Below are 14920 nucleotides of genomic sequence, written 5' to 3' on the forward strand. Positions count from 1 at the left end.
CCCGCCGCAGGCGCTGATGCCGCTGAGGCATCATAGGTCTCGCCGTCTTCCAGCAGCACCGCGATGGCGGTGTTCACCTTCACGCCTTCGCTGCCTTCGCCGATCAGGATCTTGCCGACGATGCCCTCGTCAACGGCTTCAAACTCCATCGTCGCCTTGTCGGTTTCGATCTCAGCCAGGATATCGCCGGAGCTGACGGTATCGCCTTCTTTGACCAGCCATTTGGCCAGAGTGCCTTCTTCCATGGTCGGCGACAGGGCCGGCATCAGAATCTCAGTTGCCATGTCTCAGTTTCCCTCCGGGGCCGGGGTGATCATCCCGACGATGTTTCCTTGTCCGTCTTCCACATAGGCGCAGCGGCCGATGCCGGGGTAGTCGGTTGGCGGCAGCGCTTCAGCGCCGCCGTTGGCCAGCGCCCAGGCATAGCGCTCGTCGCAATCGGCGACCTCGAACGTCATGGTGCCGCCGCGCACCGGGCTGCCGGCTGCAGGGGCTCCGCCCATGCGCTGCATCAGCCCGCCGGTCAGACCCAGGCTCATACCGATCTGGTCGCCTTCGATCAGATGGTAGCCAACGTCCTCGCCGCCGGGCATGGCGGAAAAGCTCCAGCCGAACAGGCCTGAATAAAAGGTCTTGGCCTGCTCCACATCGCTTGCGTGAATTTCAAAATGGGGCATCGCTCAGCCCTCGGCGTAGATGTCGGTCCACAGCTCTTCCAGAGCCGGCTCCGGGCTCTCTTTGGCGAAGTCTGCGGATTTGTTGACGATCTCCTTGATTTCCTTGTCGATCGCCTTGAGGTCTTCCTCGGTGGCGTGCTTGCCGGTCAGCAGCATGTCGCGGACCTGCTCGATCGGGTCGCGCTCCTCACGCATTTTCTGGACCTCTTCGCGAGTGCGGTACTTGGCCGGATCCGACATCGAGTGGCCGCGGTAGCGGTAGGTTTTGACTTCCAGGATATAGGGGCCTTTGCCCGAGCGGCAGTGGGCGACGGCGCGTTCGCCGGCTTCCTTGACGCTGAGGACATTCATGCCGTCGACGGCTTCGCCCGGGATCCCGAACGCAGCACCGCGGGTGTAGATGTCGGGGGTCGAGGTGGAGCGCGCCTGGGCGGTGCCCATGGCGTACTGGTTGTTCTCGATCACGAAGACAACCGGCAGGTCCCAGAGAGCGGCCATGTTGAAGGTCTCATAAACCTGGCCCTGGTTGGCGGCGCCGTCACCGAAATAGGTGAAGGTGACGCGGCCGTTGCCTTTGTATTTGTCGGCGAATGCCAAGCCGGCGCCCAGCGGCACCTGGGCGCCGACGATGCCGTGGCCGCCATAGAAATGCTTCTCTTTCGAGAACATGTGCATGGAGCCGCCTTTTCCCTTGGAATAGCCGCCCTCGCGGCCGGTGAGTTCGGCCATGACGCCATCGGGGTCCATGCCGCAGGCCAGCATATGGCCGTGGTCGCGGTAGGAGGTGATCCGCTTGTCGCCTTCCTCGGCGGCGGCCTCAAGCCCCACAACAACCGCTTCCTGGCCGATGTACAGGTGGCAGAAGCCCCCGATCAGCCCCATGCCATATAGCTGGCCCGATTTTTCCTCGAATCGGCGGATCAGCAGCATTTCGCGGTAGTACTTGGTCAGTTCTTCGGCAGAAACGTTTGGTTTCTTTGCGCTTTTTCTAGCGGCCATGGTGGTCGGCTCCCCCTGAAGGCTAGATAGTTTAGTGTTAAACAAACTGATAGCGGGTTTTTCGCCGCCTGGGTAGTGTTATTCTGCCGCGGGGTTTCCAGCGCGTAAAAAACCGCTGAGAACGCGCAAAAATGCCACGCTGCCGGTGGCAGGCGCGGCCTGGAGGTTTTTGAAGTACGGGTGCCGGAGCGGGGCCCTAGCGGATCACAATCTCGTCTGCGCGGACCAGGCCGAGCACCGAGCGCGCCTGCTCGTCGAGGAGGTCGAGGTCGAGGTAGTCGTCCGACAGGCGGCGGGTGAGGTTTTCCATCTCGGCAGCCTGGGACTGGAGGCGGCCGAGATCCAGCTGCAGTTCTTCTGCCTCAGCCTGGATCTCGACCCTCCGGAACAGGCCGAAGTCGCCCTGCACAGCAGCAAAGGTGAAATATGCGCTGAGCGCGAATGCGGCTGCAAAGAAGGCGATGGCGCCCAAGGGCGGGCGGTTGCTTCGGGTCACGTTGAGAGTGCCTGTATGTTACTGCTTAAGTTTTTGTTTTTGCGCCGTTTCCCGGCGTCTGCATCAAGTATGCCACACCCGGTTCCGCTTGTGAATCCAAAAACTGTCCACAGGGGGTTTATTTTCATGTCCAGGCCTTGGGGGCATGGCAGAGGCGCGTTGTCAGAGGATCACATCGTGCAGGTCTTTTGAGTGGCTGGTGATCTGTTCGTAGCCGTCTGCGGTGATAATAAAGCTGTCGCCGACCTGAGCGCGGAAACTGTCTGTTGAAACCGATCCATCAACTGCAAAAACCATTCCGGGCTGCAAAACGGTTTCGTCGCCGGTAACCAGCTGCGGGTTTTCCAGGAAGCTAAAGCCGGTCGCCCGGCCGCAGCGGAAAGGGTAGCTGTAACCTGCCTCCTGAATGACTTCGGCGTATGCGGCATGTACGTCCTGCGCCTGCACGCCGGGTGCCAGGCGCTCTAAAGCAGCCTGCTGGCTGGCAACGGCGACCTCGTAGATGCGGGCTTGTTCCGGGGGTGCCTCGCCAATCCAGAAAGTGCGGTCAAAGCCAAGTTTGAAGCGGTGGAAATTGGTCATTCCGCAGAAACACAGAAACACAGGCTCGCCGTGCTGCATTATGCGGGTGGAGGCGCGGTGGTGAGTTTTGGTGATCTCCTGGCCAGATGCCATGATCTGCAGGAAATGCGTGTTGGGGGACATGTAAGTGTCTTGGTAATGCGCATTCAAGATCTCCGCCGCCTTCCGAGTGCCAGCCTGGGAGGTGGCGATGGCGACCTCGAATTCTGGCACTCCCGCAGAGATGGCATTGCGTCCTGCAGCCATCATGGCTCCTGCGACCTCGCCCGCGTGGCGGGCCAGTTGCAGCTCTTCTCGCGACTTGATCATCCTCATGCGAGAAAGTTCTGGAGTGATGCTGACAGTCCCTTTGTTCCCGGCAAGCTCATTGACATAGGCACGAACAGCCGGGGGCATATGATCGGGCTCGATCGCGATGCTGGACGCTTTTGCGAGGGCGCCGGGCAGTTCAGCGCGCCACTCAGCGCCGTCGCCGTCATTCCAGGCGGCGATGCGGTCCACACGGGCCACGGTTTCCGCCATCACAACATCAATCACTGGTGTGATAAGAAGGCTCTGGCCGTCACGCGGCACTGCCAGGATCGTCGGGCGGCCAAACTCCATATGCAAGTAGTCATAGTAGCCAGTCAGGTAATAGACGCTGTCGTCGTCTGTAATCAGGGCCACGTCGATGCCAGCGCTCGCCATCCCCTCCCGCAAGCGGTCCATACGCGCCTGAAACATCCCGGTGCCTCCCTGATCCGGATTTCTGAGGAAGACGCTAGGGGCAAGCCGTGCCTCGCGGCAAAGGTTTTATTGTCCCGTGACAAAGAAAACGCCCCGGCGGGAAGGCCAGGGCGCGAGTCCGAACAGGTCAGTGCCTGCGGTTTACTGGTCCAGCGCCGCGACACCGGGCAGTTCTTTGCCTTCCATCCATTCCAGGAAGGCGCCGCCGGCGGTGGAAATGTAGCTGAAGTCGCCCGCGGCGCCGGAGGCGTTAAGCGCTGCCACAGTGTCACCGCCGCCCGCTACCGAAATCAGCTGGCCTGCACGGGTCAGGGCGGCCGCTTTCAGGGCAGCTGCGTTGGTGGCGGCATCAAACGGCTCAAACTCAAACGCGCCCAGCGGGCCGTTCCAGATCAGCGTCTTGCTGTTCTCGAAAACCTCGTTGATGCGGGTCAGGCTGTCGGGGCCTGCGTCCAGGATCATGCCGTCTTCGGGGCACTGGTCAGCGGCCAGGATTTCATGCTCGGCGTGGGCTTCGAATTTCTTCGCGACCACGATGTCGGAGGGCAGGATGATCTCGCAGCCTGCGGCCTCGGCCTTGGCGAGGATCTCGGCGGCGGTGTCCTTCATGATGCGTTCAGCCAGCGAGATGCCAACCGGCAGGCCCTTGGCTACCAGGAAGGTGTTGGCCATGCCGCCGCCGATCACCAGGTGGTCGACCTTCTCAATGAGGTTGCCCAGCAGTTCCAGCTTGGTGGAGACCTTGGCACCGCCGACAACAGCTGTGACCGGGCGCTGCGGCTGGCCCAGGGCGCTTTCCAGCGCTTCCAGCTCGGCCTGCATCAGACGGCCGGCGCAGGCGGGCAGCAGGCGGGCGATGGCCTCGGTGGAGCTGTGCGCGCGGTGGGCGGCAGAGAAGGCATCGTTGCAGTAAACTTCGCCCAGGCGTGCCATGCCGGCGGCCAGTTCCGGGTCGTTCTTGGTTTCGGCTGCGTGGAAGCGGGTGTTTTCCAGCAGCAGCACTTCACCCGGCTGCAGCGCGTCAGCTGCGGCCTCGGCACCGGCCCCGACGCAATCGGCGGCAAACAGCACCTTGGTTTCAAAGGCGCGCTCCAGCGTCGGCACCAGCTGATTCAGCGACAGGTTTTCACGGCGCTCGCCGCCGGGACGGCCGAAGTGCGCGAGCAGGATCGGCTTGCCGCCGGCGGCCAGGATGTCGCGCACGGTTGGGGCGATGCGGCGGATGCGGGTGGAGTCGGTCACAACCCCGTCGACGATCGGCACGTTGATGTCCACGCGCACCAGGACGCGCTTGCCGTTCAGATCCATGTCGTCGAGTGTTTTCCAGCCCATCTGCGGAGCCCCCTATGGTGAATATGCAGGTAAATCCGGGCGCTGTTTCGGGGGTTTTTGCGCATCAGTCAATGCTCCCTTGGCATTTGCGAGCGCTACCCTTAACTATCGTTGCAAATTTCGACGACAGGAGGGCCAGATGGCCGAGATCAAAGACCCCGAAAACACCGTCATCATCGAGCTGAAGGACGGCAATGTTGTCATCGAGCTGCTGCCCGACGTGGCGCCGAAGCACTCTGAGCGGATGAAAGAACTGGCGCGCGCAGGCGAATACGACAACGTCTGCTTCCACCGTGTGATCGACGGCTTCATGGCGCAGACCGGCGACGTGGCCAACGGCGACATGGAAGACGGCTTCAATATCCGCATGGCGGGCACCGGCGGCTCCTCGCTGCCGAACCTGCCGGCTGAGTTCTCGAAGCTGCCGCATGACCGCGGCACCCTGGGCGCAGCCCGTTCCGCCAACCCGGATTCGGCCAACTCGCAGTTCTTCATCAACTTCAAGGACAACCACTTCCTGAACGGCCAGTACACCGTTTACGGCCGTGTCATCGAAGGCATGGAGCATGTCGACGCGATCACCCGCGGCGAGCCGCCTGCGGAGCCGGACCGGATGATCTCGGTCAAGGTTGCTGCGGATGCGTAAGGCGCTGAGCCTGGTGGCCCTGCTGGCAGCAGGGCCTGCCTTTGCCTCCGGCCTGGAAATCCAGGTCGAAGGCGAAGCCAACGGCACTATCAAAATCGACCTGTTCGAGGATGTGGCGCCCAAGCACGTGGAGCAGATCACCGCGCTGGCTGGTGAAGGCCAGTATGACGGCGTGGTGTTCCACCGGGTCATCGAAGGCTTCATGGCGCAGACCGGTGATGTCGAGTTTGGCCGCATTGGCGGCGATATGCGCTATGCCGGGCGCGGCGGCTCCAGCCGTCCGGACCTGCCGGCCGAGTTCTCGGAGCTGCCGTTTGACCGCGGCGTGGTCGGCATGGCGCGCTCGCAGAGCCCAGACAGCGCAAACTCGCAATTCTTCATCATGTTCGATGCGGGCCATTTCCTGAACGGCCAGTACACGGTTGTCGGCAAGGTAACCGAGGGCATGGATGTGGTAGATGCGATCAAGCTAGGCAGCAAAAGCGCGAATGGCGTCGTGGTTGGTCAGCCTGACACCATGACCAAGGTGACCGTCACCGAGTGATCTGCTTGGTTTGACTGATAAAAGGCCCGCTTCCAGTCCAGGAAGCGGGCCTTTTTTATGGTTAACGCACCGTTAAACTGACGTCACAAGCGTGTGTTTCCCACTATTCCCCCGGCATCGGGCTTTCTACTACTGGAGACAGTGGGGAGAGGTGCGATGCTGAAACGCTTGCTGCTGAGTGCCGCTGTTCTGTTTCCCTGGGCGGCGCAGGCCGGCCCTGGAGAGTGGAAGCGCGAATGGCCGAAAACGGATTTCAATCAGTCTCTGATTTCTGACTGGCGTCAGATCCGGTCGGGCGGGGTGCCCAAGGATGGCATTCCGGCGCTGGACCGGCCGGAGTTTGGAGCCGCGGCCAAGGAACGCAGGCTGCAGCCGCGGGAGCCGGTGATCACGCTGGAGATTGAAGGGGCAAAGCCGCGGGCCTATCCGCTGCGGTACCTGACCTGGCATGAAATCGTGAACGACGAGGTCGCGGGCGTGCCTGTGGCGGTGACCTATTGCCCCTTGTGCAATTCCGCGGTGACCTTTGACCGGCGCACCAGGGCAGGGGTGCTGAGTTTTGGGGTCACTGGCAAGCTGCGCTATTCCGACATGGTGATGTATGACCGGGAAACCCAAAGCTGGTGGCAGCAGGCGCTTGGCACGGGCATCGTTGGCGAGATGAGCGGCCAGCGGTTGGCCAGCCTGCCCAGCTGGGTCGAAAGCTGGGAAGAGTTCAAAGCCCGCAACCCGGACGGGGTGGTGATGGCGCAGCCTGCGTACAACAGGCGCTACGGGCACAATCCCTATCAGGGATATGACAGTTCGGAATGGCCGTTTCTGTATGACGGCGCGCCGCCGCCGCATGGGATGGCGCCGTTGGACCGGGTGGTGAGGGCTGGAAACCGGGCCTGGCCGCTGGCCCGGCTGGCGACAACGGGCGAGATCCGGGAGGCGGGCCTGGTGCTGAGCTGGAAGCCGGGCCAGGCGTCCGCGCTGGACACCGGAGCTTTGGCCCGGGGCCGGGACATCGGTTCGGTTCGGGTGCGGGACACGAGCGGGCTGGATGTGCCGCACGACGTGATGTTTGCTTTTGCGTTTCACGCTTTCTGGCCGGACGGCATCTGGATGTTGAAATGAAAACGGCGCGCCTCTCCGAGGCGCGCCGTTATGAGTGAGGTGAAGGCGTCAGAACAGGAAGTTGTCCGCGTTTTCAATCTCTTCAAGGGTGGTGTTTTCAACCAGAATGGTAACGTTGGAGAACGAGATGAGGACGTCGCTGCCCTGCTCCTCAAAATCCAGCTGACGGAACCGGGAAGCACCGCGGCCGATCTCGATAAGGTCTTCACCGGCGGTGAAATCGGTGATCGTGTCATTGCCGTGGCCTTTGTGGAAGACAAACACATCTTCCTGCCTGCCGCCGGTAAGAACGTCGTTGCCCTTGTGGCCGAGCAGTCTGTCGCTGTCATAGCCTCCGTCGAGAGTGTCATTGCCGCTGCCGCCGATGAGCAGGTCGTTGTCGTTACCGCCATAGAGCCTGTCCTTGCCGGAACTGCCCTTCAGCGTGTCATCGCCATCCCCGCCTAGCAGCCGGTCACTGTGACGGCCGCCATTCAGCTCATCATCGCCATCTTCACCCTCCAGCCGGTCCCGTCCGCTGCCGCCGAGAAGCTCATCCTGCCCCTCACCGCCGTCAAGGGTGTCACTGCCGCTGCCGCCCAGCAGGCGGTCGTTTCCTGTTTCGCCCAGAAGGAAGTCGCGGCCGGTCAGACCGGACACGGTGTCGTTGCCGGATCCTCCAAGAATGAGATCATCGGACAGGGAGGACGAGTCTCCCGTCAAATTGTTGCCGAAACTGGAACCGGTTTGCAGCGCGAATGTCCGGTCGGTGAACTCAAGCTCTTCAATCGAGTAGATGCGGTCGCGGCCAGAGGCGGAGTCGATCGTAACTGTGCTGATACTGGAGGACAGTTCAGCATTTTTATAGCTGTCGCTGATGATCAGCCGGTCGGTGCCGGTGCCGCCAAAGAGCGTATCATCGCCAGAGCCCAGCGAAATCGTGTCGTCGCCGCCATGTGCGTTCCAGGCTTGGCCCTCGGACATGTTGGAGGTGATGGTATCGCTTCCGGCGAGAATTCTGGCTTCGACTTGCGAACCGCTCAAGGTCGCAAAGGTGTAGAAGTTGATCGAAAACCCCGAGAAAGACATCACTGATGTGCCGTTTGAGGTGATGCTTAACCCGGTCAGCGTCCAGGAAAAGGCGGAGGAGGACGAGAAGTCGCCGGTCAGCCGGAAGCCTGCGCCGTTTGTACCGGTAAAGACGATGAGGCTCGATGTTTGAGTGGTGATCTCTGCATTTGCGAAGTCAGGGGAGTTCAAATCATCCAAAGACCAAGAGCCGTTAAGGTCATTTACTGTGACTGTTGCCATTTTGGTTGAATATCCTGTTAGGTGAATGAGCCGGTTTTTTTGCAGTTTTTACCGGCAGCACCCTTGGGTTGCAATATCCTCAGGCCGCATACCTGCCAGGTGATCCTGGTGTCCTTGCGTCAACCGGCAAGGAAAGAAAATCTTTGCTGTTTTTAGTCAAGGCTTTAGCGCTGAGGGGGCAATCCATCTGAACCAAGTTTGCAGCCATGTGCGGTGCAAAACAGCAACGGGCAGAACCGATTTGCGGCCGGATCGCCTTCGGTTTCTGACGGGACAGAACCGAAGGCAGTGATTTAGGCCGCTCGCAGGGCGCGGTGTTCCTTTTGCCGAACCTCAAGTCAGCCTAAAACAGGAAATTTTCGGCCTCTTGAAGTTGGGTTACAGTGGTTCCTTCCACCAGAATTGTGACATCGGCAAAGGAAACCAGCACGTCACTGCCTTGCGCGGAGAAGCTGAGATCTTCCAGGCTGGAGGCGCCGCGGCCGATCCGGATAAGATCCTGGCCCGCGCTGAAATCTGTGATCGTGTCGTTGCCGTGGCCGCGGTGAAAGACAAAAGTGTCCGCATGCGCGCCGCCGGTCAGGCGGTCGTCGCCCGTGTGGCCAAGAAGCGTGTCACGGCCCCAATTGCCGGACAGGGTATCGCTGCCGCTGCCGCCAATCAGGCTGTCTGATCCCGAACCGCCCAGCAAAACGTCGCTGCCGCCGCCGCCTTTCAGGGTGTCGTCACCGTTGCCGCCTGCCAAATGGTCGCGGTGGGCTCCGCCGTCGAGAACATCGTCGCCTCCCTCGCCAAAAAGCTGGTCCTTGCCGCGCCCGCCGAAGAGCTGGTCGCTGTGGTCTCCACCTCTGAGCTCGTCGCTGCCGTTGGCACCCAGCAGGCGGTCGGCGCCGCTGCCGCCCAGCAGCGTATCGTTATTCCTGCCGCCGTTCAGGGTGTCATCGCCGGAGTTGCCTTCAAGGCTGTCGTTGCCATTGCCACCGTACAGCTTGTCATTTCCCGGTTCATAGGAAGAGGTAGAAATACCGAATGGGCCGAAATCCGTGAACCCCGGGACATGACTGGCTTCCTGGTAGCTGTCGTCACCTTGCAGGGTGTCGTTGCCATGGCCGCCGTGAATGACGTCGCCGTCGTTGCCGCCGGCGATAAAGTCGCTGCCGTGGCCGCCGGAGAGGTTGTCATCGCCATCGCCGCCTATGATGCCGTCGTTTCCATCGCCGCCGGAAATACGGTCGCTTCCGTCACCGCCGATCAGAATATCGTCGCCGGTGCCGCCGGTGATGGTGTCATTGCCGCCGCGGCCGTGGATCGCGTCGTAGCCGAGCGCCCCAACCGGGTTTTGCGAGGTGAAAACTTCGGCCGCGCTGGTGCCTTCCTGAACCTCCAGCGTGTTGCCGGCGAGTTCAATTGTCTCGACGCCAATAAGGGTGTCTTCGCCCTGCGAGCTGGTGAAGCGGACGCCTCTGTCCCATTCGAAACCCAAGCTGTACTCGTCGCCCGGATGACCGATCACAAGGGTGTCGTGGCCGGCGCCGCCGTCGATGTAGTCATCGCCGCCGCCCGCCTGGATTGTGTCATTCCCACCGTAAGTTTCGATCACTTCTCCGCCGTTGTACGCAGAGGTATAGGTGTCATCCCCGCCCAGCAGCGCCTGCTGCAGGTCAAAGTCGTCGGACAGGAGGTCCTCGACGCTGGCGCTGAACCCGGTGACCGAGGCGACGAGCGCGTCATTGTAGGTGAGGGTGAGGCTGCTGATAGTGCTGTTTTCCGTTGGCAGGCCGGCGGCGTCATAGGAAAATGACCCCTGAAGCGTGACTGTGAAACCGCCAAAGCTTGCAATCAGCTGGGACCCGCTTCTGGAGATGAAGGTGACGTCTTCAAGTTCGAAATCCTCAAGCGCGTTGTCCGGGACAGCGTTGGCCGCTTCGGTGAAAACGAAATTTGCCATAATGAAACCTGTAGGTAGAAGAATAAGTGAACCTGGGGTTGCCGGGTAAATGTCTAGCGGCCAATCAATAGCCGGTAAAGGCTTGAAATAAATAAGTACAGAGATCTTATTTTGGTTGTGCGGCGGGGGAAATGATAACGCCGCAGGCGGTCACCTGCGGCGCTTCCGGTCCCTGCCGGACCCGGTTGTTCTATGGCTTAGCCTTCAGCCTTATGCGCGGCGGTCGCGGCCTGAACGGCTGCCGAAGGCGCCGGGGCTGCGGCCGGTGCGGGGGCCGGAGCTGCCTTGCGGCCGCCCGGGTTCAGCGGGTCGTCCTGGCGCTGCACGGAGCCTTCGAAATGGGCGCCGCTTTCGATCGCGATGGTCTTGTGGATGATGTCGCCTTCGACCCGCGCGGTGGAGGTCAGGCGCACCTTCAGGCCGCGCACGCGGCCGACGATACGGCCGTTGATCACCACGTCATCGGCGGTGACTTCGCCCTTGATGGTGGCGGTCTCGCCAACGGTCAGCAGATGTGCGCGGATGTCGCCTTCAACGGTGCCTTCGACCTGGATGTCGCCGGTGGTTTTCACATTGCCGGTGATATGCAGGTCCGAGCTCAGCAGCGATGCGGCGGGCTTGGCCTTGGGGGCGCTGGCCTTGTAGTCGCTGACCGGAGCCGCCGGCGCAGCAGCGGGTGCCGGGGTTGCGTCGGCCTGCTTCGGCCCGGGCTCGTTGATTTTGCTCTTAGAAAACATTTCTCGCAGCCTTGATGTAGATCATGGGGTTTACAGGTTGCCCGTTGACCCTGACCTCGTAATGGAGGTGGGTCCCGGTGGACCGTCCGGTGTTACCCATATCAGCAATGTGATCCCCGCGCGAGACCCTTTGGCCCTTTGTCACGCGGAGTTTCGAGTTATGGGCATATCTGGTTTCAATGCCGAAGGCATGGCGGATGGTGACAAGGCGGCCATAGCCGGATTGCCAGCCGGCATGGGTCACCACGCCGTCAGCAGTGGCAAAGATATCGGTGCCGGTGCGGCCGGCGAAATCGGAGCCTTTGTGCAGGCGGCGGCCGCCGGATTTGGGGTCGCGGCGGTAGCCGAAGCCGGAGGTCTGGCGCACCTGGCCAAGGTTCACCGGGGTGGCAAAAGGCGCCTGCTGCGCCGCCAGCCGGTAGAGGTTCAGCTGGTCCAGCTGGGCCAGGATCTTATTGGCGCGCAGCGCTTCCGGGGCAGGTTCCTCGCCGCGGGTCGACATCGCCAGCGGCTCGAGCGGGCCGCCCTGGCCGTTGTAGCCGCGCCGCACCTGCTCGAGAATGCGGTCGGTGGGCATGCCTGCGCTGCGGAACATCTTGTCGAGCGGGGTGACGGACACCGCCACCGCTTCTTCAAGCTGGCGGAAGATCTGGTTGTTGCGCTCGTCCATCAGCTGCAGCTCCAGCTCCAGCTCGTCGCGCTGTTCGAGCGCGTCCCGGGCATCGGCCAGGACCTGGTCGCGTTCGGACGCAGTGTCGGACAGTACCGCGGCCAGCATGCCTGTCTGAGCGGCGGCGCTTTCCATCGCTGCATGGGCCTGGGCTTCGTCCTGTGCATCTTCCTGCAGCTGGGCCAGGGTCCTTCGGGCGCTGTCGCGCTGGCTCATAGTGTCGCGCAGGGTGGATTGGATCACCTCAATACCGGTTTCCAGCTCGCGGCGGCGGGTTTCCGAAGCCAGCAGTTCGGATTGCATCATCGAAATCTGCGCCAGCGCGGCGTTGAAACGTTCTTGCGCGGCCAGGGCCTCTTCGGCGCGGGCATCGCGTTCTTCGGAGATTGCGTTCAGCCGCTCGCGGTAGGTCTGCTGGTCGCGTTTGGCCAGCTCGCGGAAGTTTCCGGCGCCGATGCTGTCCATCAGTACAATGGCGGTGGCCACAATGGTCCAGGCGACAAACAGCGTGGCCCCGGCAACCGCAACCAGCTGGGTTTCCGAGCGCAGCCGGATAAACCGCGTGTCGCTGTCGGATTTGAGGAAAACCCGCCGCTCGGGGAAACGGCGTTCCAGGAAGCTGTGTATTCTGATCGCGAGCCGTGTGCGCAAATTCCGTTCCCTGTCCCGTCTTGCGAGGCCGCGCGGTGAGCGCAGTGCCGCCTCCTTGCGCGAAGTGAATAGACAGGGCGCGGCCATAGGGCAAGCCTGTTGACCCTTCGGGCCGGAAACCGGGGAAAGGCGGCGCAAGATAGGCGGAAATCTGCCGAGTGTGCGGGGAGTTGTGCTGCTGCTGCCCGGCGGCGTCCGGCAGGGCAGCGCGTCAGCCCTGGCGTTCCTCCAAAGCCTCCATCCAGCCGTTCTCCCAGGATTGGTGATCGACATTGTCGAAAGCGTAAGGGTTTGCGGTGAAAGACAGTCCGCGGCGCCGGGCCAGGTAGCCTTCGTCGTAACTGTTAGCCCGCGGATCCATGCCGCAGGCATGGTGCGCGGTGTCGCGCAAATGGGCGGCAAACTCCGGGTATTTCACCAGATCGGTCTGGTCGAGCCCTTCGGGATGCCGTTTCAGCGCCTGGTGGCCGCGGCGGGTCAGTGTCCAGCTGCCGGTCTGCCCTGGTTCGAGGATTCGGGCGATTTCCAGGTCGGTCAGATGGCCGGCCAGAAGCTCGCGCAACTCTTCCGGCGGCAAGCCGGGATCCTCGTTGGCCTGGCGGAACAGGTTGGCCAGCGCCTCTTCGCAGCTTTTCAGGGTGACCGGTCCCGAACCGGCCTTATGCAGAATCAGCGCCACCAGGCTAGCAGCGCTTAACAGTGGGAAATCGTTATCAAACATGCCGTCTGCCGTTTGCCGGTTCGTCCTGGTCAGCCTCCAATGGCTGCAGGTGAATCTAGGCTGCTCTGACACCCGGTCAAACCGCCGGCGGTGCTTGCGTGACGGACCTTACCAGCCGGGCAGCGGCTTCACCTGGTCAGCCAGCGGCCAGTAGAAATCCGGCGGCAGTCCGGCATCGGCGCGCTTTTCCTCGTTGAAGGGAGGTTTCAGCGCGCCGTGGAAATACTTGCGCACAAGGGAGTGGAACATTTCCTTGGGGTCGAGGTTGTCCCGGCCGCAGAGGAAATTGAACCATTTGGAGCCATAAGCCACATGGCCGACTTCCTCGGCATAGATCAGTTCCAGCGCCTCAACGGCCTGGGCGAGGCCCGCTTTGCGGAACACCTCGATCATGCCAGGCGTCACATCCAGGCCGCGGGCTTCCAGCACCATTGGCACCACGGCAAGGCGGCCCATCAGGTCGTCCGCGGTGTCCTCGGCGGCGCGCCACATGCCTGCATGGGCTGGCAAGGCGCCGTAGTGGCTGCCCAAGGCTTCAAGGCAGTCGCACATCAAATTGAAATGTTTAGATTCTTCGTCTGCAGCTTTCACCCAGTCATCAAAGAATCCCAGTGGCATGGGCACGTGGGAAAACCGGGCAATGATATCCCAATGCAAGTCCACGGCGTTGAGCTCGATATGCGCTACCGCATGCAGCAAAGCAATGCGCCCGGCCTCGGAGCCCGGCTTGCGCTTGGGGACGCAGCGGGGATCGAGAAGCTTTGGCTCTGCCGGGCGCGCAGGGTGCATCGGCGGGGAGGCCGTACCGATCCGGATATCAGGACCGCCGCTGCTGCGTGCGGCGAACCACTCAGCCGCGTGGCGCCGCGACAGGGCCGTTTTTTCCCGGCCGTCAGCGGTGTTCAGAACCTCAACGGCGCGCGCGGCAAGCGATAGGGGCTGGTCGGCCATTCCGGTCTGTCTCCTTGGATGCGGTTGCCGCTGGTTCACCCCATTCTGCGGGAAATGTCCAGCATGGAGCTGGCAAGGGGCAGGTTCTACAGCCGGCAAGCCGGAACGGGAGCTGCGTTGCAGTGCCCGCATGCGCAGGACCGGAACGGGGAGGCTCCCGCGCCTGCGGAAGATCAGCGGCTGATCTTCCTGGCAGACTTGGGCGTGGCACCGCGCTGACGCGCGGTGCGCGCCGCCGCTTTGCGGCGGCGCCGGGCCCAACAGGTTCGCCTGGCCCTGCCAAGGGGCTGGCAAAACTGGCGGGAGTGCTCCATTAGTTTTTGGACAGGGCGCGGGCAGCTTCCAGGACTTCCTCGGTGTGGCCGTCCACTTTGACCTTGCGCCAGATGCGGGCGATGCGGCCTTCGGCATCAATCAGGAACGTCGAGCGTTCAATGCCCCAGTGCTTCTTGCCGTACATGTTTTTCTCTTTCCAAACACCATAGTCCTCGCAAACACTGCCGTCGGCATCCGACAGCAGCGGCGTGGTCAGCTCATGTTTGGCGGTGAATTTCTCGTGTTTGGAAACCGTATCCTTGGAAATCCCGAAAACGTGAGTGCCCGCATCGGCAAATGCCTGCAAAGCCTCTGAAAAGGCGATGGATTCTTTGGTGCAGCCGGGGGTATCATCCCTGGGGTAGAAGAACAGCACCACGGCAGAGCCCTTGAGGCCGGACAAAACAACCTCTCCGCCGCCGCCGCGGGGCAAGGTAAAGGAAGGGGCGGGATCTGAAACGTCAAGCATTGGCCTGTCTCCGGTATCTTGCGCAAAACACTGCGGCGCAACCATAA

General features: G+C 62.0%; 16 protein-coding genes. 3 read left to right on the forward strand and 13 right to left on the reverse strand.

Going from position 1 to position 14920, the window contains the following annotated elements; genetic code table 11:
• The 6 genes from RA19_RS20590 to RA19_RS20615 form a co-directional block, all read right to left on the reverse strand.
• Window positions 1–284: biotin/lipoyl-containing protein (locus RA19_RS20590; protein ID WP_039166322.1), on the reverse strand; the 284-nt coding region annotated here is incomplete at its 3' end.
• 3 nt (window positions 285–287) lie between these two features.
• Window positions 288–677, reverse strand: a complete 390-nt coding sequence (locus RA19_RS20595; RefSeq protein WP_039166325.1) for a VOC family protein — start codon at window positions 675–677, stop codon at window positions 288–290.
• A gap of 3 nt (window positions 678–680) precedes the next feature.
• Window positions 681–1676: a pyruvate dehydrogenase (acetyl-transferring) E1 component subunit alpha gene (pdhA, locus tag RA19_RS20600; protein ID WP_039166328.1), complete on the reverse strand. Its 996-nt coding sequence runs from the start codon at window positions 1674–1676 to the stop codon at window positions 681–683.
• A 196-nt stretch (window positions 1677–1872) separates the two neighbouring features.
• A complete protein-coding gene (locus tag RA19_RS20605; RefSeq protein ID WP_039166331.1) occupies window positions 1873–2172 on the reverse strand; it encodes a septum formation initiator family protein in 300 nt (99 codons plus the stop codon).
• A gap of 162 nt (window positions 2173–2334) precedes the next feature.
• On the reverse strand, window positions 2335–3477 hold the full coding sequence (locus RA19_RS20610; protein ID WP_039166334.1) for a M24 family metallopeptidase: 1143 nt from the start codon (window positions 3475–3477) through the stop codon (window positions 2335–2337).
• A gap of 144 nt (window positions 3478–3621) precedes the next feature.
• Window positions 3622–4812, reverse strand: coding sequence for a phosphoglycerate kinase (locus tag RA19_RS20615; RefSeq protein WP_039166335.1), 1191 nt, complete (start codon window positions 4810–4812; stop codon window positions 3622–3624).
• A gap of 139 nt (window positions 4813–4951) precedes the next feature.
• Here RA19_RS20615 and RA19_RS20620 point away from each other — a divergent pair, with 139 nt between their 5' ends.
• The 3 genes from RA19_RS20620 (at window position 4952) to RA19_RS20630 (ending at window position 7121) form a co-directional block, all read left to right on the forward strand.
• Window positions 4952–5458, forward strand: coding sequence for a peptidylprolyl isomerase (locus RA19_RS20620; RefSeq protein ID WP_039166337.1), 507 nt, complete (start codon window positions 4952–4954; stop codon window positions 5456–5458).
• On the forward strand, window positions 5451–6002 hold the full coding sequence (locus RA19_RS20625; protein WP_039166339.1) for a peptidylprolyl isomerase: 552 nt from the start codon (window positions 5451–5453) through the stop codon (window positions 6000–6002). Before RA19_RS20620 ends, RA19_RS20625 begins: the two co-directional genes overlap by 8 nt.
• A 156-nt stretch (window positions 6003–6158) precedes the next feature.
• Window positions 6159–7121, forward strand: coding sequence for a DUF3179 domain-containing protein (locus RA19_RS20630; RefSeq protein ID WP_052261955.1), 963 nt, complete (start codon window positions 6159–6161; stop codon window positions 7119–7121).
• Window positions 7122–7169: 48 nt separating this feature from the next.
• Here RA19_RS20630 and RA19_RS20635 read toward each other — a convergent pair whose 3' ends face one another.
• The 7 genes from RA19_RS20635 to RA19_RS20665 all read right to left on the reverse strand — a co-directional run bounded on the left by RA19_RS20635 (window position 7170) and on the right by RA19_RS20665 (window position 14873).
• Window positions 7170–8411: a calcium-binding protein gene (locus RA19_RS20635; protein WP_039166341.1), complete on the reverse strand. Its 1242-nt coding sequence runs from the start codon at window positions 8409–8411 to the stop codon at window positions 7170–7172.
• A 343-nt stretch (window positions 8412–8754) separates the two neighbouring features.
• Complete coding sequence (locus RA19_RS20640; RefSeq protein WP_039166344.1) at window positions 8755–10359, reverse strand: calcium-binding protein; 1605 nt, start codon at window positions 10357–10359, stop codon at window positions 8755–8757.
• Window positions 10360–10556: 197 nt separating this feature from the next.
• The gene (locus tag RA19_RS20645) at window positions 10557–11096 is read right to left on the reverse strand and encodes a bactofilin family protein (protein WP_039166346.1); all 540 of its coding nucleotides are present in this window, start codon (window positions 11094–11096) and stop codon (window positions 10557–10559) included.
• Window positions 11086–12417, reverse strand: coding sequence for a M23 family metallopeptidase (locus RA19_RS20650; protein ID WP_039166349.1), 1332 nt, complete (start codon window positions 12415–12417; stop codon window positions 11086–11088). The genes RA19_RS20645 and RA19_RS20650 overlap by 11 nt, the downstream gene beginning before the upstream one ends.
• A gap of 211 nt (window positions 12418–12628) precedes the next feature.
• Window positions 12629–13138: a ribosome modulation factor gene (locus RA19_RS20655; RefSeq protein WP_039166352.1), complete on the reverse strand. Its 510-nt coding sequence runs from the start codon at window positions 13136–13138 to the stop codon at window positions 12629–12631.
• A gap of 108 nt (window positions 13139–13246) precedes the next feature.
• Window positions 13247–14089 carry a ferritin-like domain-containing protein gene (locus tag RA19_RS20660; RefSeq protein WP_039166354.1) on the reverse strand — a complete coding sequence of 281 codons (843 nt, stop codon included), beginning with the start codon at window positions 14087–14089 and terminating at the stop codon, window positions 13247–13249.
• Window positions 14090–14402: 313 nt separating this feature from the next.
• Window positions 14403–14873, reverse strand: coding sequence for a peroxiredoxin (locus RA19_RS20665; protein WP_039166357.1), 471 nt, complete (start codon window positions 14871–14873; stop codon window positions 14403–14405).
• Between the last annotated feature and the right edge of the window lie 47 nt (window positions 14874–14920).

The sequence above is a fragment of the Leisingera sp. ANG-M1 genome (genome assembly GCF_000813745.1).
In the GTDB taxonomy this organism is placed as follows: Bacteria; Pseudomonadota; Alphaproteobacteria; order Rhodobacterales; family Rhodobacteraceae; genus Leisingera.

Bases quoted from the DNA above. Each gene is read 5' to 3' on its own strand.
- pdhA (WP_039166328.1), bottom strand. From the start codon at position 1,676: ATGGCCGCTAGAAAAAGCGCAAAGAAACCAAACGTTTCTGCCGAAGAA.
- RA19_RS20660 (WP_039166354.1), bottom strand. From the start codon at position 14,089: ATGGCCGACCAGCCCCTATCGCTTGCCGCGCGCGCCGTTGAGGTTCTG.
- RA19_RS20635 (WP_039166341.1), bottom strand. From the start codon at position 8,411: ATGGCAACAGTCACAGTAAATGACCTTAACGGCTCTTGGTCTTTGGAT.
- RA19_RS20615 (WP_039166335.1), bottom strand. From the start codon at position 4,812: ATGGGCTGGAAAACACTCGACGACATGGATCTGAACGGCAAGCGCGTC.
- RA19_RS20610 (WP_039166334.1), bottom strand. From the start codon at position 3,477: ATGTTTCAGGCGCGTATGGACCGCTTGCGGGAGGGGATGGCGAGCGCT.
- RA19_RS20655 (WP_039166352.1), bottom strand. From the start codon at position 13,138: ATGTTTGATAACGATTTCCCACTGTTAAGCGCTGCTAGCCTGGTGGCG.
- RA19_RS20640 (WP_039166344.1), bottom strand. From the start codon at position 10,359: ATGGCAAATTTCGTTTTCACCGAAGCGGCCAACGCTGTCCCGGACAAC.
- RA19_RS20595 (WP_039166325.1), bottom strand. From the start codon at position 677: ATGCCCCATTTTGAAATTCACGCAAGCGATGTGGAGCAGGCCAAGACC.
- RA19_RS20620 (WP_039166337.1), top strand. From the start codon at position 4,952: ATGGCCGAGATCAAAGACCCCGAAAACACCGTCATCATCGAGCTGAAG.
- RA19_RS20665 (WP_039166357.1), bottom strand. From the start codon at position 14,873: ATGCTTGACGTTTCAGATCCCGCCCCTTCCTTTACCTTGCCCCGCGGC.
- RA19_RS20630 (WP_052261955.1), top strand. From the start codon at position 6,159: ATGCTGAAACGCTTGCTGCTGAGTGCCGCTGTTCTGTTTCCCTGGGCG.
- RA19_RS20645 (WP_039166346.1), bottom strand. From the start codon at position 11,096: ATGTTTTCTAAGAGCAAAATCAACGAGCCCGGGCCGAAGCAGGCCGAC.
- RA19_RS20625 (WP_039166339.1), top strand. From the start codon at position 5,451: ATGCGTAAGGCGCTGAGCCTGGTGGCCCTGCTGGCAGCAGGGCCTGCC.